This window comes from Lysinibacillus sp. FSL M8-0355 (genome assembly GCF_038008985.1).
GTDB lineage: Bacteria > Bacillota > Bacilli > Bacillales_A > Planococcaceae > Lysinibacillus > Lysinibacillus fusiformis_D.
In genome coordinates, this window is the sequence record NZ_JBBPAI010000001.1 from 2,829,981 (window position 1) to 2,847,137 (window position 17,157).

General features: G+C 39.0%; 18 protein-coding genes. 3 read left to right on the forward strand and 15 right to left on the reverse strand.

Annotated elements, in window-relative coordinates; all coding sequences use genetic code 11:
• Window positions 1-79: 79 nt before the first annotated feature.
• From MKY46_RS13750 to MKY46_RS13800, 11 genes are all read right to left on the reverse strand, one after another.
• Complete coding sequence (locus tag MKY46_RS13750) at window positions 80-397, reverse strand: DUF3784 domain-containing protein (protein WP_340809170.1); 318 nt, start codon at window positions 395-397, stop codon at window positions 80-82.
• 11 nt (window positions 398-408) lie between these two features.
• Entirely contained in the window at window positions 409-1,689 is a 1,281-nt protein-coding gene (locus MKY46_RS13755; protein ID WP_036120137.1) for an alpha/beta hydrolase, read from the reverse strand.
• A 13-nt stretch (window positions 1,690-1,702) separates the two neighbouring features.
• A complete protein-coding gene (locus tag MKY46_RS13760) occupies window positions 1,703-2,782 on the reverse strand; it encodes a DUF1648 domain-containing protein (protein ID WP_036120134.1) in 1,080 nt (359 codons plus the stop codon).
• Between the two features lie 7 nt (window positions 2,783-2,789).
• Window positions 2,790-3,167 (reverse strand): GntR family transcriptional regulator, encoded by a 378-nt coding sequence (locus MKY46_RS13765; protein WP_036120131.1) that lies wholly within the window; start codon window positions 3,165-3,167, stop codon window positions 2,790-2,792.
• A 543-nt stretch (window positions 3,168-3,710) separates the two neighbouring features.
• Window positions 3,711-4,088 (reverse strand): carboxymuconolactone decarboxylase family protein, encoded by a 378-nt coding sequence (locus tag MKY46_RS13770; RefSeq protein ID WP_036120128.1) that lies wholly within the window; start codon window positions 4,086-4,088, stop codon window positions 3,711-3,713.
• Window positions 4,089-4,292: 204 nt separating this feature from the next.
• Complete coding sequence (gene argH / locus MKY46_RS13775; protein WP_058844533.1) at window positions 4,293-5,672, reverse strand: argininosuccinate lyase; 1,380 nt, start codon at window positions 5,670-5,672, stop codon at window positions 4,293-4,295.
• 80 nt (window positions 5,673-5,752) lie between these two features.
• A complete protein-coding gene (locus tag MKY46_RS13780; protein ID WP_058844532.1) occupies window positions 5,753-6,946 on the reverse strand; it encodes an argininosuccinate synthase in 1,194 nt (397 codons plus the stop codon).
• Between the two features lie 278 nt (window positions 6,947-7,224).
• Complete coding sequence (locus MKY46_RS13785; RefSeq protein ID WP_036120119.1) at window positions 7,225-8,034, reverse strand: CPBP family intramembrane glutamic endopeptidase; 810 nt, start codon at window positions 8,032-8,034, stop codon at window positions 7,225-7,227.
• A 78-nt stretch (window positions 8,035-8,112) separates the two neighbouring features.
• The gene (locus MKY46_RS13790; protein WP_058844531.1) at window positions 8,113-8,907 is read right to left on the reverse strand and encodes a MerR family transcriptional regulator; all 795 of its coding nucleotides are present in this window, start codon (window positions 8,905-8,907) and stop codon (window positions 8,113-8,115) included.
• A 108-nt stretch (window positions 8,908-9,015) separates the two neighbouring features.
• Window positions 9,016-9,771, reverse strand: a complete 756-nt coding sequence (locus MKY46_RS13795) for an SDR family NAD(P)-dependent oxidoreductase (protein WP_058844530.1) — start codon at window positions 9,769-9,771, stop codon at window positions 9,016-9,018.
• Window positions 9,772-9,779: 8 nt separating this feature from the next.
• A complete protein-coding gene (locus MKY46_RS13800; protein ID WP_170829910.1) occupies window positions 9,780-10,769 on the reverse strand; it encodes an MBL fold metallo-hydrolase in 990 nt (329 codons plus the stop codon).
• A gap of 347 nt (window positions 10,770-11,116) precedes the next feature.
• On the opposite strand from MKY46_RS13800, the gene proC reads away from it, so the two are divergent.
• Entirely contained in the window at window positions 11,117-11,920 is an 804-nt protein-coding gene (proC, locus tag MKY46_RS13805) for a pyrroline-5-carboxylate reductase (protein WP_058844529.1), read from the forward strand.
• Window positions 11,921-11,968: 48 nt separating this feature from the next.
• Window positions 11,969-12,979 (forward strand): NADPH dehydrogenase NamA, encoded by a 1,011-nt coding sequence (namA, locus tag MKY46_RS13810; protein WP_340809179.1) that lies wholly within the window; start codon window positions 11,969-11,971, stop codon window positions 12,977-12,979.
• A 50-nt stretch (window positions 12,980-13,029) separates the two neighbouring features.
• Here the strand turns inward: namA and MKY46_RS13815 are convergent, their stop codons facing one another.
• Both MKY46_RS13815 and MKY46_RS13820 read right to left on the reverse strand, forming a co-directional pair.
• On the reverse strand, window positions 13,030-13,308 hold the full coding sequence (locus MKY46_RS13815; RefSeq protein WP_080717045.1) for a DUF1450 domain-containing protein: 279 nt from the start codon (window positions 13,306-13,308) through the stop codon (window positions 13,030-13,032).
• A 112-nt stretch (window positions 13,309-13,420) separates the two neighbouring features.
• Window positions 13,421-14,302 carry a LysR family transcriptional regulator gene (locus MKY46_RS13820; protein ID WP_036120103.1) on the reverse strand — a complete coding sequence of 294 codons (882 nt, stop codon included), beginning with the start codon at window positions 14,300-14,302 and terminating at the stop codon, window positions 13,421-13,423.
• Window positions 14,303-14,424: 122 nt separating this feature from the next.
• Here MKY46_RS13820 and MKY46_RS13825 point away from each other — a divergent pair, with 122 nt between their 5' ends.
• The gene (locus MKY46_RS13825) at window positions 14,425-15,450 is read left to right on the forward strand and encodes a DUF2332 domain-containing protein (RefSeq protein ID WP_036120098.1); all 1,026 of its coding nucleotides are present in this window, start codon (window positions 14,425-14,427) and stop codon (window positions 15,448-15,450) included.
• Between the two features lie 60 nt (window positions 15,451-15,510).
• Here the strand turns inward: MKY46_RS13825 and MKY46_RS13830 are convergent, their stop codons facing one another.
• Both MKY46_RS13830 and MKY46_RS13835 read right to left on the reverse strand, forming a co-directional pair.
• A complete protein-coding gene (locus MKY46_RS13830; RefSeq protein ID WP_036120095.1) occupies window positions 15,511-16,077 on the reverse strand; it encodes an NADPH-dependent FMN reductase in 567 nt (188 codons plus the stop codon).
• 13 nt (window positions 16,078-16,090) lie between these two features.
• Window positions 16,091-17,146 (reverse strand): LLM class flavin-dependent oxidoreductase, encoded by a 1,056-nt coding sequence (locus MKY46_RS13835; protein ID WP_036120147.1) that lies wholly within the window; start codon window positions 17,144-17,146, stop codon window positions 16,091-16,093.
• Between the last annotated feature and the right edge of the window lie 11 nt (window positions 17,147-17,157).

A 17,157-nucleotide genomic window follows, 5' to 3' on the forward strand; every position in this document is an offset into this window, starting at 1 on the left:
GATAAAATGCATTTCCTTCAAATGTAGTCAAACAAAATGGACTTGTCATTGCATTGACCAAGTCCATTTTATATCCTTCTTATTTTTTGAAACGATTGCCTGTGTTCACATAGATCATTAAAAAGATCGTCAATGCTACGAAAAGAACAAGTCCGATACTAAAAAATAACCACTGTGTATGAAAAAGTTCATTAAGAATCCATAAAAGCACACAAAAGCAGTAGCCATACATCATTTTCCCCATAAATTTCGCCAATGCTTGCTCATCATACTGCTTTTTTTCTTCTTCTGGCATCGTATTAAATCCTGCGATTAAAAACGCTCCTTTCCCTTGGGACAGCACAATGGCAAAGGTCAGAAATAGCAGCATGATAATTCCATATACAAAGATACTCATCGTTCATCATCCTACTCTTCATTAATAAATTGCTGAATCGCTGGTAGTAATTTTTCATGTAATGGCAATGAAGGGTCTGAATAGGTTGCTAAGTTTCCTGCACGATCTGCTGGAGCCTTTTTCAATACATGGTTCATACCCTCCATATAAAGTAGCTTCGCCTCTGGTTTGCCTTTCTTTAATGCCTCGGCATCGACTTCCTTTACTTGTAAATCCGTTGTTCCTTGTACGATTAATACACGGCTTTTTACTTTCTCCAACTCGTCAGCAGGATGGTACTTTAGCAAGGAAATCAGGAAAGGCTGAACAGATGGACGGAAGAGGGCTTGTAGTTCTGGCGAAGCAGTTGTCACTTGCTTGCCTTGCTTTAAAGCTGTCAAAATATCCGTTGATTCATTGTAAAGCTTCGGTGCTAACTGACCTTTTAATTGCTCTAAGAGTACTACGTCCAATGGTCTTCCAGCACCTGCGATAGAGACGAAGGACGCTACCCCTGTTTTTTGAGCTGCTAGCAAACCAATGAGTGAGCCTTCACTATGACCAATCACGTGTACACTTGTATAAGCTTTATCCGCCATCAATGTTTGTAGGATTTGTACTGCATCATCCACGTATTGATCAAACGTCCCATCTTCTTCCTTTGTTAAGAGCGCTTGATTATCACCAAGTCCTCGCTTATCATAGCGAACCGTCGTAATGCCCTCTTGTGCTAAACCTTCCGCCAGCATTTTTAAGCTATTATTTTTACCAGCTAGAGCGGAATTACCATCTTTATCAGTTGGCCCAGAGCCTGCTATAATGAGAGCCACAGGCGATGGCGACGTGCTCGCTTTTTGTAAAGCAACTGTTAAGTCTCCCTGTTGAACAGGAATTTTTAGTTTTTCATAGGTAACGGGCTGCTCTTTATAAGCCGTTAAAATTAGGGGGAAATTCCCACCATTTTGTTGAAATGTAGCCTCTATTTGTTCATTTTTTAATATGCCGTTTATCGCAATAACAGAGCCGTTCAAATGAATAGATACTTTCACATTGTCATCTGTATACTTGACACTTTGAAATGGAAAATTAAATAAACCTTGTGCTGGAACAGATAATGTACCACTATCCTTCTGTAAATCGACGATAATTGGCAGTGCTCCATTAGGCGTTTCAATATTTCCCTCCCATTTTCCGATAAACTGTTCATTCATTGCACTTTGCCCCTTTGTCTCTTGATTGTCCGCAGTGACCTCTTTTTGCCCACAGGCACTTAAAAGTAACAATGTGCAACATAACAATAACCATTTTTTCATCCAATCTTCCTCTCTATATGAAGATCACCAATAAAATTGGCAATAAGGTAATACCGATTATGATGTAGCTCCATTTATTCGCAAAATTGACAGTCCATCCGATTCCAAATTTTTTCGGCACTAATAAGGATGGATCGTTTTTGTTACAATAAAAAATCCCCCATTTCCAGTATTGATCATCTGCCGCAGCTGTTTCATTTGTATGTACCTCATCAAAACGTTCATTGCTTTTACTGAGCTTCCAAATTAATACTAGTAAGCCACCTAATGTAACGATATTAAAGACAAGAAAAAGGGGAAAAAAGTATGGGGCTGTTTGGTCATGTAAAATAACGGTTGTATAATGTAAAGCAATAAATAGAATCGTCATACTAAAATTAATCGCTGCTAAATACCAGCTACCATATTTGCGTTGAGTCAGTTCCCGATGAACTGAGGCTTCTCTAGCCTGTGCACTCAATTGAATTTTGGCACTTTTCATCCCTTGGCCCATGATGAAAAAGCTAATTTGTATCGCTAATAATATCAGTGGCATACTGATGACGGAGAGCCTAGTTTTTTCAGTCCAACCATCCGCCTCCCCTGCACCATTCCAATGCGTGGCAAAAATTGCTGGAATGGTGTCATAATTCATGTACGTAAAAACAATCAATGCCAGTGTCATGATGATAGGTAAACTAAAAAATAAGGGCGATAGTGTTTCATCTTTTTGGCGGATTGTTAAGTCTGTTACATGCACCGTTTTGATGTTTGTTTCCCATTGTTCCTGTCCCTTTAAATTTTTCGTTTTAACATGGTAACTCATGTAAAGACCAGATGATAGCAGGAGCATGACATACAAAAGGATAAAGGAGATTAAAGACGTTTTCTCCTCTTGCATAGGCGACAAAGAGAATCCGATTTGACCTAGTAAAAATAAGCCTGCAATTCCTCCGATGATTTGACTATAACGCTTCTTCCAAAGCTGTAATTGAGGATGCTTGACATAAGGTTCTGGTATCGAAACACCAAAAACATTCGTTTTTCTTGTTAAATGTGGTGTCATGGTTTCCAAAATACCGACAATGATAAAGATGCCTACTATTATAAGCATACTACCCCTACTTCCATTGTTTTAAAATTCGCTGGAACAAACTTGTTATTTGTTCTTTTTCAAACCCACGTGCAAAAGCTTCCGCCATAATTGGCTTTAAAGCATTTTCCACTTTTTCAACCTCTGTTTCTTCCAGCTCTCGCTTTTGCCCACCAATAATGACTGCCTTCGCTTTCGGTTTTAATTCGATTAACCCTTTTTCCTCGAGTTCATGGTAGCTCTTACTCACTGTGCTTACATTGATACCTAAATCCGTAGCCATCGCACGCACCGCTGGTAATGTATCACCATTTTTCAGTTCACCTTTTGCGATGAATTCAATTAATTGATTGGCTAATTGCTTATAAAGCTGCAATTCACTATTTGGATCTAACCGTATTTGCATATCGCTCCTCCAATCTGTATTGTTAATACCCAAACAGAATCTGTTATGTATAGAGTAATACAGATTTCTCAAAATGTCAAATGAAGGTAACTAACTCACCTATGTGAATGTCTTATATGATGTTTTACCTTTGAAAGGGGTGGAGTCTTGGCTTGGGTGAGTGCATTTTGCCTTCCTTATGAATTTTATTACCCTAGTAGGAGCGCCTTTCTCTCTGCTTCTCACCCTCAATTAGATTGTTAACAGTGAACCACAAAAAGGACCCAGAATAATTCTGGATCCATGGACACTTATTGCTTCTATTTGATTTTTTACTAGTAGGTTTACGCTTCAACTTAATCTACAGCGAAGCAGATCCATTCTGTTTCACCTTTAGGCTTAAGTTTTAAGAAGCTTCAACCTTAACCAGTTGTGGCGGACTTTCCTGAGATTCTTGGTCTTTGGGTGTTTGACTATTACTCATTCTGCATCCTCCCCATCATATTAGATTAATAAGTGTTTCCGAACTTATTATGAACCTTTGCCTGATTTTTTATTCATGCTTCAAATTTTTTCTGCAAAGACTTGCTGTGCAATGGTTAAGGCATTTTGCACTTTTGGAAAACCGATGTAGGGCACTAATTGTAACAGAGCCTCGACAATTTCTGTCTGTGTTAAGCCTGCATGGTATCCTCGTTGGATATGGGTTTTTGTTTGCGGCGCAGCACCTTGTGTGACAACTGCTGTTATCACGACAAGTGCTCGATTTTTGGCCTCCAATCCTGGTCGTGCATAGACATCACCATAAGCAAATTCAATAATCATTTTGCGTAAATCAGGTGCCACATCGGCTAATGGATCGGATGTAATCATCTGTGTTACTTCTTCCTCAGTCATATATTGTTTGATTGTGTCAAGCCCCTTTGTAAAACGCTCATTCATTTACCGGATCCCTCCCACCATTTTCTTATACAAAAACCCCAATTCCGCGTCTCCAGAATTGGGGATTGTCCTTCACGTATGTAAGGGTCTCTTTTTCACGTCACCCTCTGGCTTAGTTGAAAAAGGATATAGGTTTTCATAGTGCCTCACTGGACAGCTTTAATGAATATCTATGCAAAAGTCACAAGGACATGCACGCAACAATTAATGTTTTACAAGACAGGCTTTTGCTTTGTCAATTTGGATCTTCACTTGTTCGAAGCCGGTTCCACCTAAGGAATGACGGCGTCGAACAGCCGCTTCTGGCGCTAACACATCATAAATATCTGCTTCAATTAGTGCACTTTCCTGCTGCATTTCTTCCAGCGGTAAATTTAATAAGTAAATCCCCTTTTGAATACATGTGAAGACAAGCTTCCCTGTCACCTCATGTGCCTCACGGAATGGCATACCTTTTGTCGCAAGATAATCTGCTAGCTCTGTTGCATTTGAAAAATCAGCATGGACAGCTTGATGCAAACGTTCTGTATTGACGGTCATTGTACGAATCATGCCTTCAAAGATTTTCAGTGAACCAAGAATGGTATGCACAGTATCGAACATGCCTTCTTTATCCTCCTGCATATCTTTGTTATACGTTAAAGGTGTGCCCTTTAACACGGTTAATAAGCCCATTAGATTCCCGTAAACGCGCCCTGTTTTCCCACGAATGAGCTCTGCCATATCAGGGTTTTTCTTTTGTGGCATAATGGAAGAACCTGTAGAGAAGGCATCATCCAATTCAATAAATTTAAATTCATCTGTAGACCAAATAATAATTTCCTCAGCAAAGCGTGATAAATGCGCCATTAACAAGGATGCATTACTTAAAAATTCCACAATAAAATCACGATCACTCACAGCGTCCATAGAGTTGGCATATACCTCACTAAAGCCAAGTAATTCTGCGGATTTTAAGCGGTCGATTGGGAAAGTCGTTCCCGCCATAGCCCCTGCCCCTAATGGCAAAATATCAATGCGCTTGATGGATTCTGTAAAGCGTTGTTTATCACGCTCTAGCATCCAAAAGTACGCCATTAAATGATGCGCAAAGGATATTGGCTGGGCACGTTGTAAATGTGTATAACCAGGCGCAATCGTTTCAATATGTTCTTGAGCCTTCTCTACTAATGTTTGTTGAAACGTCACGATTAAATCAATTGCTTCCTGCACACGCTTTTTCAAGAAAAGATGCATATCCGTCGCGACCTGGTCATTACGGCTACGACCTGTATGTAGCTTGCCACCAACAGGACCAATTAAATCAATCAGCATCTTTTCTAAATTTAAGTGTATATCTTCATTGGCAACGCTAAATTCAAGCCCACCTGCGATTGCCTTTTCTTTTAATTGGGCAAGACCACCTAGTATGGCCTCTACGTCAGCTACAGGTAAAATTCCTGTTGCACCAAGCATTGTGACATGTGCAACACTACCTTCAAGGTCCTCTAGCACAAGTTGCTGATCAAAGCCAATGGATGCCCCAAATTCGTCTACCCATGCTTCTGCTGATTTTTGGAAACGTCCACCCCAAAGTTTTGTCATGTCAGCTCACCTTTTCCTTTATTTCTTATTGAAAGGTGTAGTGAAAGCATAATGCCTTCCCACACCTCGCTTGTTAAATATTATTTTTTATTAACAGATGAGTTCACTACGGTTGGTAGACCCCATAACTCGATAAAGCCTACAGCGGAAGCGTGATTGAATTGATCTTCCTTCGAGTATGTTGCTAGCTTTTCATTGTATAGTGAATTTGGTGATTTACGTCCTTCTACAATCGCATGCCCCTTGAACAGTTTCACACGTACTGTACCATTTACATATTGTTGTGATTGCGCAAGGAATGCTTCAAGTGCATCACGTAATGGCGAGAACCATAACCCATCGTAAATTAATTCAGATAATTTTTTCTCAATCACTGGCTTGAAGTGTGCTAATTCTTTTACAAGTGTTAAATCTTCAAGCTCTTTATGCGCTGTTAACAGCACTTTTGCTCCTGGGATTTCATAAACCTCACGTGATTTAATACCAACGAGACGATTTTCTACATGGTCGATACGTCCTACACCATGCGCACCTGCTACTGCGTTTAATTCTTGAATTAAATCTGCTAGCTTCATTTCTTTTCCGTTTAATGCTACTGGTTTACCAGCTATAAACTCGATCTCCACATATTCTGCTTCATTTGGTGCATTTTCAACAGAAACAGTTAAGCCGTAAGCTTCCTCTGGTGGAGATACCCATGGATCTTCCATAATTCCTGCTTCATTGGCACGTCCCCATAAATTTTGGTCAATTGAAAATGGTGAATCCAATGTTGCTGGAATTGGTACATTATGTTTCATCGCATATTCAATTTCCTCGTCACGACTCCAGCCCCATTCACGTACTGGTGCTAATACTTCTAGATCAGGATTTAATGCTTTAATAGACACTTCAAAACGAACTTGGTCATTACCTTTTCCTGTGCAACCATGTGCAACGGCATCCGCACCGACCTGGTTCGCAATCTCTACTAATTTTTTTGAGATTAGTGGGCGAGAAAGTGCTGATACTAATGGATATTTTTGTTCATACCAAGTATGGGCTTGTAATGAAATTAATGCATAATTTTCAGCAAATTCATCCTTTGCATCTACCATATAAGATTCAATAGCTCCTACTTGAAGAGCTTTATTTTTTACGAATTCAAGGTCTTTCCCTTCACCAACGTCAAGGCATACCGCGATTACATCCCAACCCTGTTCTTTTAACCATGGAATTGCTACCGAAGTATCAAGTCCGCCTGAGTAAGCTAATACAACTTTTTTATTTGCCATTAAAAATGCGCCTCCATTGCTCTATCTATATGTATTTTTATACATTCATTTAAAAGTTTATACACGAATAGTATCATGTTATAAAAATAAATACAAGTGTATTTTTATAAATTCATAGACATTTATTTTACTAGTTAAGCGAACGTCAACCAATCCATCAAATCATTGGAGAAAGTATGAATATTTACTCGAATAAGCGTTTTTTCACTAAAGGCATAAATGTATACTATATAAATGTATCAATAAAAAAGAACCCCGTAGAAAACGGGATTTTTTTTTCACGATTTAATTGATTTTGTCTTGTACAATGCATTCTTTGGATTAATGATGATCAATAACAGGGCGGCTACTGAATATAAAATGGCATTATACATCATTAAATCAACGAGATGCCCGTTCACTAAACCAATAAAAAAATTAAAGAATTGGTGAATGATGATGGGGATGATTAAATTCTGATTGATGTTATAAAATCCTGCCATAATAATACTCGTCGCTATGATGGCTATCATAAAGAAGCCACTATATTGGAGTAAATCCATGCCCATAAAGCCAGTCGTAAGCCATATCGGTAAATGCCATAGCCCCCACCAAAACCCGATGATGATAGAGGCGACTAATGCGGAATACTTCTTTTGAAGCTCCAGCAGGGCAAAACCCCTCCATCCCAATTCTTCACCTAATGGTCCTGATAAAAGATTTCTAAAAAAGTAATAGCTCAGTATAACCCAAGAAGAGATTGTAAAAATAGAATCTGTTTGATGATTATTCATAACTAGACTCAAAATAATAATAAAAATGACGACTTGAATCGTCAGCACTGAAAAAATCACCGATCCGTTCAACCTATTCTTAAATTTTTGTTTCACAAAGTGTAGAAAGCTCTGTCCAGGATATATTTTCGGAAATAATATAGCGAAGGCAAAGGTTGATGACCATGCTGATAGACAGCGTATTACATCGAAAACCCACGTTGGAAACCCTAACAGCTTGACAGCTCCTACAAGACAAAAAAGCGGCCAAAAAATGACATTGGTTAAGACAATAAAACTCGCTACAGGTCTTTTTAGCTTCTTATTTCTATTCATGTTGATCCCCCATTTCATTGCACTGAACTTCAGCATAAACCTGGGGGTTGCTCACAGGTCAATCATCTATCTCTATTTTTACTTTATTGGCACATACATTTCTAAAAAAATACGTTCCAGCCCTTCTTCATACGTAACTAGCAGTAGATTGATATACACAAGCCCTAACAGCTCATAGCCCATTTCCTCGGCTACTTTTCTCATACTGGCTTCCACTTGATCGTCCGTATTTTTACCACCTGTAGACCATCTACCATCTTCAATGATTGTATAAAGACATTTTGGATAGGCTCGAATTTCCCCAGCTATTGCCTTGTCATCATCTTCAACTTTTCTGGTAATTATAAATTGTTCTTCTAGTATCCCTTCATCATTAAACCGTATTACTCTTCTTAATGATGTAAGGACCACTGCTTTTTTAAAATTATCGGTGTTTTCTTTTAGAATGTCATATTCATCATAAGCGGTATAATGATCTATTTCTCCCATTATCTCTAGTGGTTTCATTTCTTTTATACTGTATGTTCCTAAACATTGCTTAATTTTTTCGCAATCTTCCTTGACCCTTTGTAACTTTTTTAATTGTCGTTTTTTATAGGCAATCTCCTCCAACATTCCCTGCTCTTTTTCTTCTAATAATGAGCGAATGCCCTCGATACTCTTGCCTCTTCTTAATTCCTGTATTATTTTGATTTCCAAATCAATTTCTCGATAAAAATTGACCGTTGTTAGGTCATAGATATCAAAATGGGTATAGCTTCTGTAGCCATTTCCTTTATTTTGCTGAGGCTTTACCAATCCCTTTTCTTCGTAAAATTTTATCGTATCTCTAGAAATGCCTAAAAATTTAGCAACTTGTCCAATAGTGTACATTGTATTCTCCTTTTTTAGCTTCATCTTCCCTACTATATCAACAATTTCAGGTAAGTATGAAAAAAACTGTCGCCATACATAGGGAGCATGGCGACAGTCTGATTATTGCTATTTTTTATTGAAAAATGATTTGCCTAGAAATTCAATGGTTGCAGGTGCGAGTGCATATAATTTACTCGATAATCCCATGATCCTTGGTAAATTTACCTCACGAACTGGACGGTCAATTGTTTGAACTGTAGCTTGTGCCACTTCTTCTGCGGATAATAAAAATCTTCCTAAGGACTCTCTGTAGCCACCTGCATCATTTGCCTTATCTAAAAATGGTGTATCAATGGGACCTGGGTGGATGGCGGTTACTTTCACATTGTATGGAGCTAACTCCATACGAAGTCCATTCGTGAAACCGACAATGGCATGCTTGGTAGCAGCATAAACACTCGCTTTCGGTGTTGCTACCTTTCCTGCCTGTGACCCAATAAAAATTAGATGACCATGCTGTTGTGCCATCATTGCAGAAGCTAATCGTTTGGCAAGGTAAATCGGTACACTTACATTCAATTCAATCATTTGAGCAATATCCACATCCTTTAAAGCGGGGGCTACAGCAAATTTCCCTACACCTGCTGAAAGAATCGCCACATCAATGGGTGGGAGCTGTGAACAAACATCATCGAGTGTATGTAAATTGGTTAAATCAGCTTGGATAACGTGAGCTCCTAAACGTTCTAGCACCTTTAGTGCAACAGCATTACGACCCGTGGCATAAACTGTATGCCCTTGAGCTACAAGTAATTCTGTCGTTTTTAAACCTACACCACTTGTTGCACCTGTCACGAAGATCGTCTTTTTATATTTATTCATGTGTAAACCTACTTCCTTTGAAATAAATAGATACCTGCTTCGGTCTTCGTTGATTTAATATAATCATTGGCTTCTAAATAATCTAAATGCCCTAGTGTTTTGGACAAGGTTAATCCTAGCTGATGCTGGAATATGGCTGGATACAAGCGTTTTGTTACTTGTACAACCGTTAATTGATCGTCACCTAGCAACTCATTAACTTTCAATGATTGCTGATGCTGGCGCTCTAATCGTTTATCAATTAAAGAAGGAATATCCTCTAAATCGGCCCCATGCCCTGTATGCATCATTTTGATGGGTAATTGGCGTAGAATTTCGAGTGATTCATTGTATTGCAGTAAGGATTTTGGACGTCCTAATGTACGATCTAATGGTGGCTCGATTAATGGATTGGGCGTTATTTTTTCGAGTAATAAATCGCCCCCAATAACATGATGCGTTTTTTCATCCCAGAAAATAAAATGGCTTTGTGCATGACCTAATGTTTCTATTGCCTTTAATCCTGGATGACCGGGCACTTCGTCTCCATCCACCAAAATTTGTGTCAATGGGCGCTCACCCACAAGCTCTAATTCACGACGAACATGTACACTTTTTGTAATATATTCTTGTGGTACCCCATGCTCTAATAAACGCTCACTGTAAAATTGCTCGTGATAGCTTAAAAACGCTTCATCATGACGAAGCCATTTATCATTATAGGCATGCCCCAAAATTTCTGCATGTGGAAAGGCATCGACCCATCCTGCATGGTCAGGATGATGGTGGGTTAACACAACCTGTTCAATATCTCGCATGTCAAAGCCAGCTGCTCGAATTCCCCATTTCAAAGCATCATAGGCTTCCATCGTTTTTGGTCCAACATCAAAAATGCTGAGTGCATCGCCCTTTACAATAAATGCATTGACATCTCCTACTTCATAGGGTGTTGGAATTTCTATTTTGACTATAGACAAAGTTGTCTCCCCCTTTTTACGAGCTAGTGAATACTGATTCATTCTATTTTACAAGTTTTTTCTGTTTTCGTCATCCTCCTGTTGACAGTTTGCTAATTCCTCACTATAATTTTGAATAATCTAATTATTTTTGTGCGTTGAAGAAGCCGAGTACGTAACTGGTGAAGGTGTTAGAGAGTGTTACATTTGCTGAGAGTAACATCACCCGCTCCCATTACCGAACCTACTTCTGAGCAGTTATGCAAACATAACCGTTTCCCTTGCGATAAGAGGGCTAAGAGTTGTGCCAACAATTGGCAAACAAAGGTGGTACCGCGGAAACGAGAGCGTTTTCGTCCTTCAAGATAAGGACGAGAGCGCTTTTTTATTTTGAACTGGAGGTTTTGTTTATGAAAAAAATAGTATTTATCGGTGCAGGCTCAATGGCAGAAGCATTGATGCAGGGCTGGATAAAACAAAAGGTGTTTACACCACAGGAAATCTATGTCACCAATCGCTCTGACAAAGAACGTTTACAGTTCTTACACGAAACATATGGAGTCCAGTGCCTGTTTGATCAAGCCATTTATCAACAGGCAGATCTTATCATTTTAGCAATGAAGCCAAAGGATGCTGTTGCAGCCATGCGCGATCTAAAACCTAAAATTACAACGCACTCTGCCGTTCTGTCGATTCTAGCCGGTATTGCTATTGAGACGATTACTAAATTTTTAGGAAGTCGTCCAATTGCACGGGTGATGCCTAACACATCTGCCACAATCGGTATGTCAGCAAGTGGGATAGCATTCAATAATGAGGTGTCGGCGGCACAGCGTATTCTTTTCCTCCAGTTATTAGAGGCTGTCGGCTCCGTTATTGAAGTCGATGAGGATCAATTACATGCAGTTACAGCCCTTTCTGGTAGTGGTCCTGCGTATATTTATTATTTAATGGAAGCCTTTGAAAGAGTAGGAACAAAAGTTGGTCTTTCTAAAGATACTGTACGATTACTAATGACTCAAACACTGGCAGGTACTGCTGAAATGCTCAAGCAATCGGTAGATGAGCCGGATGTTTTGCGGAAAAAAGTAACGAGCCCTGGCGGTACGACGGAGGCTGGTATTCAGGCACTAGAGCAATATCAATTTAATGAAGCCATCGAAGCATGTATTAAAGAAGCGGAAGCTCGATCTCGTTCACTTGCAAATGGTTAATATTATGTGCAAAATAGAGTGTATCACTAGGAATTAGGGGGCTTTATTTTGAGTAAATTATTCGAACCATATGCATTACAATCCATTTCCTTAAAAAATCGCATTGTTATGGCACCTATGTGCATGTATTCAGCGCAAGACGATGGCATGGTGACACCTTTTCATTTAGTCCATTATGCGACACGAGCAGCTGGTCAAGTTGGGTTAATCATCTTGGAAGCTACTGGTGTTGTGCCAGAAGGCCGCATCTCCAATAAAGATTTAGGCATTTGGGATGATGCACATATTGAAGGATTAAGTCAACTAGTTGAAGGGATGAAGGCTTACGGCGCTAAAACAGGCATCCAGCTTGCACATGCTGGTCGCAAAGCAACGGTGGATGGCGAAATTTTTGCTCCATCAGCTATTGCCTTTAGCTCAGACTATAAAACACCAATAGAAATGACAGAAGAGGACATTCTTTATGTAATAGAAGCGTTTAAACAAGCAGCTGTTCGTGCCACAAAGGCTGGCTTTGATGTGCTCGAGATTCATGGGGCACACGGCTATTTAATTAGCGAGTTTTTATCACCTGCGACAAATAAACGTCAAGATCAATACGGTGGTTCACAGGAAAACCGTTATCGTATCCTTCGTCAAGTTATCGATGCGATTCGCAGTGTGTGGGATGGGCCATTATTGGTACGTGTATCTGCAGAAGATTACGCTGAGGATGGCACAACAATGGAAGATTTTATTGTTTTTAGTCGCTGGATGAAATCTCAAGGTGTTGATTTGGTTGATGTATCAACAGGCGGTGTTGTACCAGCAGCTATTCATGTCTTTCCAGGCTATCAAGTATCGCATGCAGAGGCCATTAAGCATGGGGCAAACATCCCTACTGGCGCAGTTGGACTTATTACAACAGCTGTTCAAGCAGAAGAAATTCTCCAAAATAATCGCGCAGATTTAATTTTCTTAGCACGCGTTTTATTACGAGACCCTTATTGGCCACTTCATGCGGCTAAAGAATTAGGCGAAGAAGTGCAACCTCCCGTACAATACGTGCGCGGTTGGTAAATTGATTTGCAGTGAAAAAACAGCTTGTTATCCCGCAAGCTGTTTTTTCATTAGAAAAGTGGGTTTTGTTTTAATTCTTCATCAATAGCCTGCACCAATGTCTCTGCGTCCTCTGCTGTCACGACTTCTCCATTAACTAGCGCAAAAATACTTTGTTCACAGATTTCACAGTGAGAAGTACAACCAGATTCCTCTATCTCAATATCATCCCGTTCTACTAATTCATCATACGCATCTGCCGCACCAAGTGATAAATTAGTGATACAAAACTCCACTCTATTTTTTAGCTGCTGTTGTTCTTTCTTTTTTTTAAATAGAGAAAATACCATGTTTATTGACCTCCTACTCTTTAAAAACGATCATACCACAATTCGACAAAGTCTATGAAAACCCTTACACTGAACAGCATCATTTCAAAATCATTTTTGACCATCTTGTGAATTATAAATAATTTCTTGTTTGCAATAAATCTAATAATCCATCTGGTACTTGTGTAGATTCCTTATAAAAGAGGTATACGGGTACACTCGGTAATGGGAAATCTTCAAAAGGAACTATATTAAACCGTCCCTCCATCCGTTCTTTTCTCACAATCATACGAGGTAAAAACGACATCCCCAACCCATCCTTTATTAGCCTTTTTACCACATAAGATTGAGAAATGGATACTTGCTTCGTTAAAATATATGTTTCTCTTAATTTACGTAATAGCTCTCCCCAAATTGTTGGATGATGATGCGTAAATAAAGTATACGTTTGAAATAACTCCTCATAATCAATATAAGTGCCTGTTTCATCATCATAGGCATCTAGGGGGATTACTAACTCTAATGGACTATCAATCAGCAGCTCTTGATGCCAATGTCGATAACGTGTTGGTAATAATGAAATACCAATATGAGCTTGATCTTGATTGACTAAATCCTCTATTTTAGCTGAATCCTCTACTAAAATTGATATCTCAAGTGAAGGATTGTCATTGATAAATTGATAGATCACATGCGGCAGAATCGTTTCAACCATTAACGGGGTCATAGCCATAATGATTTTTTCTTGAATACCTTTACTTGCTAATCGAATACGTTCAATGCTTTGTTCCCACTGATTGACCATATGCTGTGCCTCTACTTGAAAAAGCTTTCCAGCGTCTGTTAATTGCACACGATTTTTTTCGCGCTTAAATAATTGTACATGCAAAAATTCTTCTAACTGCTGAATATGAACCGTAATACTTGGTTGAGATAAATGAAGTTGTTCCGCTGCTGTACGAAAATTACAAGTCTGGGCTGCGACGATAAAAGATTGTAACCATTTATATTCCAAAATCTCACCTCAGTGATTAAAAATATTAATTAAATTTATTAAATATATTTAATTTACTAAATTATACAATAATATTAGACTGATGATGAACTTGATTATGTATGTAAAAAGGAGAGAATCATATGCCGCACACTATATTAAGTCGTCAATTTCAGATGTTTGCTCAACAGGAATGTCAAGGCTCAAGCCCCCTTTATGAACACTTAGCTACTAAAATTGCCAATGATGAAGATTTGTTAGACATTGCCTCCTTAATCCCACAGGATCAGCCTGCGCCCAATTTATTGTTGGCAGCAGTTCATTATTTATTAGCTACATCCAATGATCCTTTGACCAATTATTATGCATCTTTAACACCCTCCCCTCATCCAATACAGGAGGTGTTCCCTATTTTTAAAGCATTCGTACTATCACATACAAATGAATTAACGACATTGTTTCAAGAAAAGCTTGTACAAACAAATGAAATTCGACGTTGTGCCTATCTCTACCCAATGATGACTGAAATCTATGCCAAACATCAACAACCATTGGCTTTCATTGAAATAGGCGCAAGTGCAGGACTTCAGCTTGGTATGGATCACTACAATTATTGCTACAATCAACAATTATCCATTATCAATACGGAAAATGATTATATGTTATTCTCGGAAAATCGTGGTGAAACACTGCCTACCTCCCTTTCCCAATCTCCTATTGTTTGTCAAAGAATAGGGATCGATTTAAACCCAATTAATCTTGGAAATAAAGTGGAAAGTCAATGGCTTCAAGCGTTAATTTGGCCTGAACATCATGAACGTAGAATATTATTCCAACAGGCCCTCCCCATCATCAATCAATTAGATATTCAGTTAATAAAAGGGGATGCGATTCAACTGATTAAAAAGCTTAGTCGAATAATTGAGCAAGAGGCGATGTTAGTGATTTATCATACACATGTCGCAAATCAAATCCCCATTGAATTGCGTCATAAATTAATAGAGCAATTAAAAGAAATTAGCATGGGGAGGCCTCTTTATCATTGCTATAACAATTTATTTGATACAAAACTTCATCAAGATTTTATAGATCAAGGTACTATCATATCCATACGTACAATGCCGCGTCCAGATGGGCATGCACGATGGTTTGAATGGTCAAATAGTTAGCTTAGACGCAAAAAGAAACGCTGTGTCAGACTACTTACACAGCGTTTCATCTATTAATCTTTAAAAATCATATTCTGCATCTTTTTTTGCCCGAATTTCTGCAAAGGCATCTGCTACCATGACTGTATCCTCTGCTAACCGTGCTAGTCGAAAAAGGACATCATCGTTAACAATTTCTTTGCGTAAAAAATCCTTTTCTTCTATAAATACATAGGTCGGAACGATGTGCGCTTTCATATAAGCTAGTATCGGCTTTAGTTGCTGTTCCACCATTAAATAATGCTTGGATGTACCCGCTGTCATAATGACACTGATGACTTTATCGCGGAAGGCATTGACAGGTAAAAGGTCAAAGATATTTTTTAATGTCGCTGGAATCGATGCTTGGAATGTTGGCGTCCCAATAACAATTGCATCTGCAGCCATAATGGTTTCTGTCACATATTTTGTATCGCCTTCGTAGTCGAAGTAATTACGTCCATCACTAAAAACTAGTTGATAGTCAGCAAGATCCAGTAATGTTACTTCATGCTGTGGATATTTTTCTTGTAACATCTCAACTATTTTCTGTGTTGCTGTTCTTGTTTTAGAGCCGACAATAGAACCTGCAAGCGCGACAATTTTCATGATGAGCCACTCCTTATTTTGCTGTATATTTTTTCATCGCTGGAATAATATCCTGACCGATGATTTCAATATTTTTCATGATTTTATCGAATGGTACGCCACCAAAATCGATTTGTGCCATAAAGCGTTGCATGCCATATAGCTCGTACTGATAAAGTAGTTTTTCAATAATTTGCTCTTTACTGCCAACCATTAAAGCATCACGTGTATCGGGTGCTTGAGCAAATTGTTGCTTTGGATAACCTCCGCCACGAATGGCTTGGAAACCACCATTTAAATGTGGATACATGCCTTGCAATGCCTCTTTTGTTGTATCTGCTACATAAAACAAGCTTGTTGTGGCAATAGGTAATTCATTTGGGTCAAAACCTTTGCGTTCTGCCGCTTCTCGATAGGCATCAACAGATGGTTTAAAATTGATAGCAGGTCCACCTAATGTTGTAAGCATCATCGGAATTCCCATATATCCTGCTTTAATAGCGCTGGCAGGTGGACCACCAACTGCTCGCCAAATCGGTAAGGAGCCGTTTTGGGGCTGTGGTAAAATTTGTGCATGGTGAAGTGGTGCTCGAAATTGCCCTTCCCATGTCACCAGCTCCTCGTCATTGATTTTCATAAGTAGCTCTAATTTTTCCTCAAAAATTTCTTCATAGTCCTGTAAATCAATACCCAGCAATTGGTAAGCTCCTACACGTGAACCACGTCCCGCTACAATTTCCGCTCGACCATCTGATATTAAATCAATTGTGGCAAAATCCTCATAGATTCGTACTGGATCTGAAACACTTAATACAGTTGCTGAACTAGATAATTTAATATTGGACGTTGCCTGTGCAATAGCCCCTAACACGACTGTATGTGCCTGTGTTGTAAAGTACGATTGATGACTCTCACCAATACCGAATACTTCAATGCCTGCTTGTTCAGCCAATTGACTAGCCTCTACTAGCTCTTTTAGTCGTTGCTGAGCAGAAATACGTTCGCCTGTTAATGGGTTTGGAATATGATCCCCTAAAGAGTACAGCCCAAATTCCAATCCTTTTGATTGATCGATACGATATTTTTCCATCATGTTTCATC

What these genes read in the sequence shown, in the direction of transcription:
- argH (WP_058844533.1), bottom strand. Translation starts at nt 5,672, where the DNA reads ATGACAAAACTTTGGGGTGGACGTTTCCAAAAATCAGCAGAAGCATGG.
- MKY46_RS13785 (WP_036120119.1), bottom strand. Translation starts at nt 8,034, where the DNA reads ATGAATAGAAATAAGAAGCTAAAAAGACCTGTAGCGAGTTTTATTGTC.
- MKY46_RS13825 (WP_036120098.1), top strand. Translation starts at nt 14,425, where the DNA reads ATGCCGCACACTATATTAAGTCGTCAATTTCAGATGTTTGCTCAACAG.
- MKY46_RS13790 (WP_058844531.1), bottom strand. Translation starts at nt 8,907, where the DNA reads ATGTACACTATTGGACAAGTTGCTAAATTTTTAGGCATTTCTAGAGAT.
- MKY46_RS13835 (WP_036120147.1), bottom strand. Translation starts at nt 17,146, where the DNA reads ATGGAAAAATATCGTATCGATCAATCAAAAGGATTGGAATTTGGGCTG.
- MKY46_RS13800 (WP_170829910.1), bottom strand. Translation starts at nt 10,769, where the DNA reads ATGAATCAGTATTCACTAGCTCGTAAAAAGGGGGAGACAACTTTGTCT.
- MKY46_RS13770 (WP_036120128.1), bottom strand. Translation starts at nt 4,088, where the DNA reads ATGAATGAGCGTTTTACAAAGGGGCTTGACACAATCAAACAATATATG.
- proC (WP_058844529.1), top strand. Translation starts at nt 11,117, where the DNA reads ATGAAAAAAATAGTATTTATCGGTGCAGGCTCAATGGCAGAAGCATTG.
- MKY46_RS13755 (WP_036120137.1), bottom strand. Translation starts at nt 1,689, where the DNA reads ATGAAAAAATGGTTATTGTTATGTTGCACATTGTTACTTTTAAGTGCC.
- MKY46_RS13815 (WP_080717045.1), bottom strand. Translation starts at nt 13,308, where the DNA reads ATGGTATTTTCTCTATTTAAAAAAAAGAAAGAACAACAGCAGCTAAAA.
- MKY46_RS13795 (WP_058844530.1), bottom strand. Translation starts at nt 9,771, where the DNA reads ATGAATAAATATAAAAAGACGATCTTCGTGACAGGTGCAACAAGTGGT.
- MKY46_RS13765 (WP_036120131.1), bottom strand. Translation starts at nt 3,167, where the DNA reads ATGCAAATACGGTTAGATCCAAATAGTGAATTGCAGCTTTATAAGCAA.
- MKY46_RS13830 (WP_036120095.1), bottom strand. Translation starts at nt 16,077, where the DNA reads ATGAAAATTGTCGCGCTTGCAGGTTCTATTGTCGGCTCTAAAACAAGA.
- MKY46_RS13780 (WP_058844532.1), bottom strand. Translation starts at nt 6,946, where the DNA reads ATGGCAAATAAAAAAGTTGTATTAGCTTACTCAGGCGGACTTGATACT.
- MKY46_RS13750 (WP_340809170.1), bottom strand. Translation starts at nt 397, where the DNA reads ATGAGTATCTTTGTATATGGAATTATCATGCTGCTATTTCTGACCTTT.
- MKY46_RS13760 (WP_036120134.1), bottom strand. Translation starts at nt 2,782, where the DNA reads ATGCTTATAATAGTAGGCATCTTTATCATTGTCGGTATTTTGGAAACC.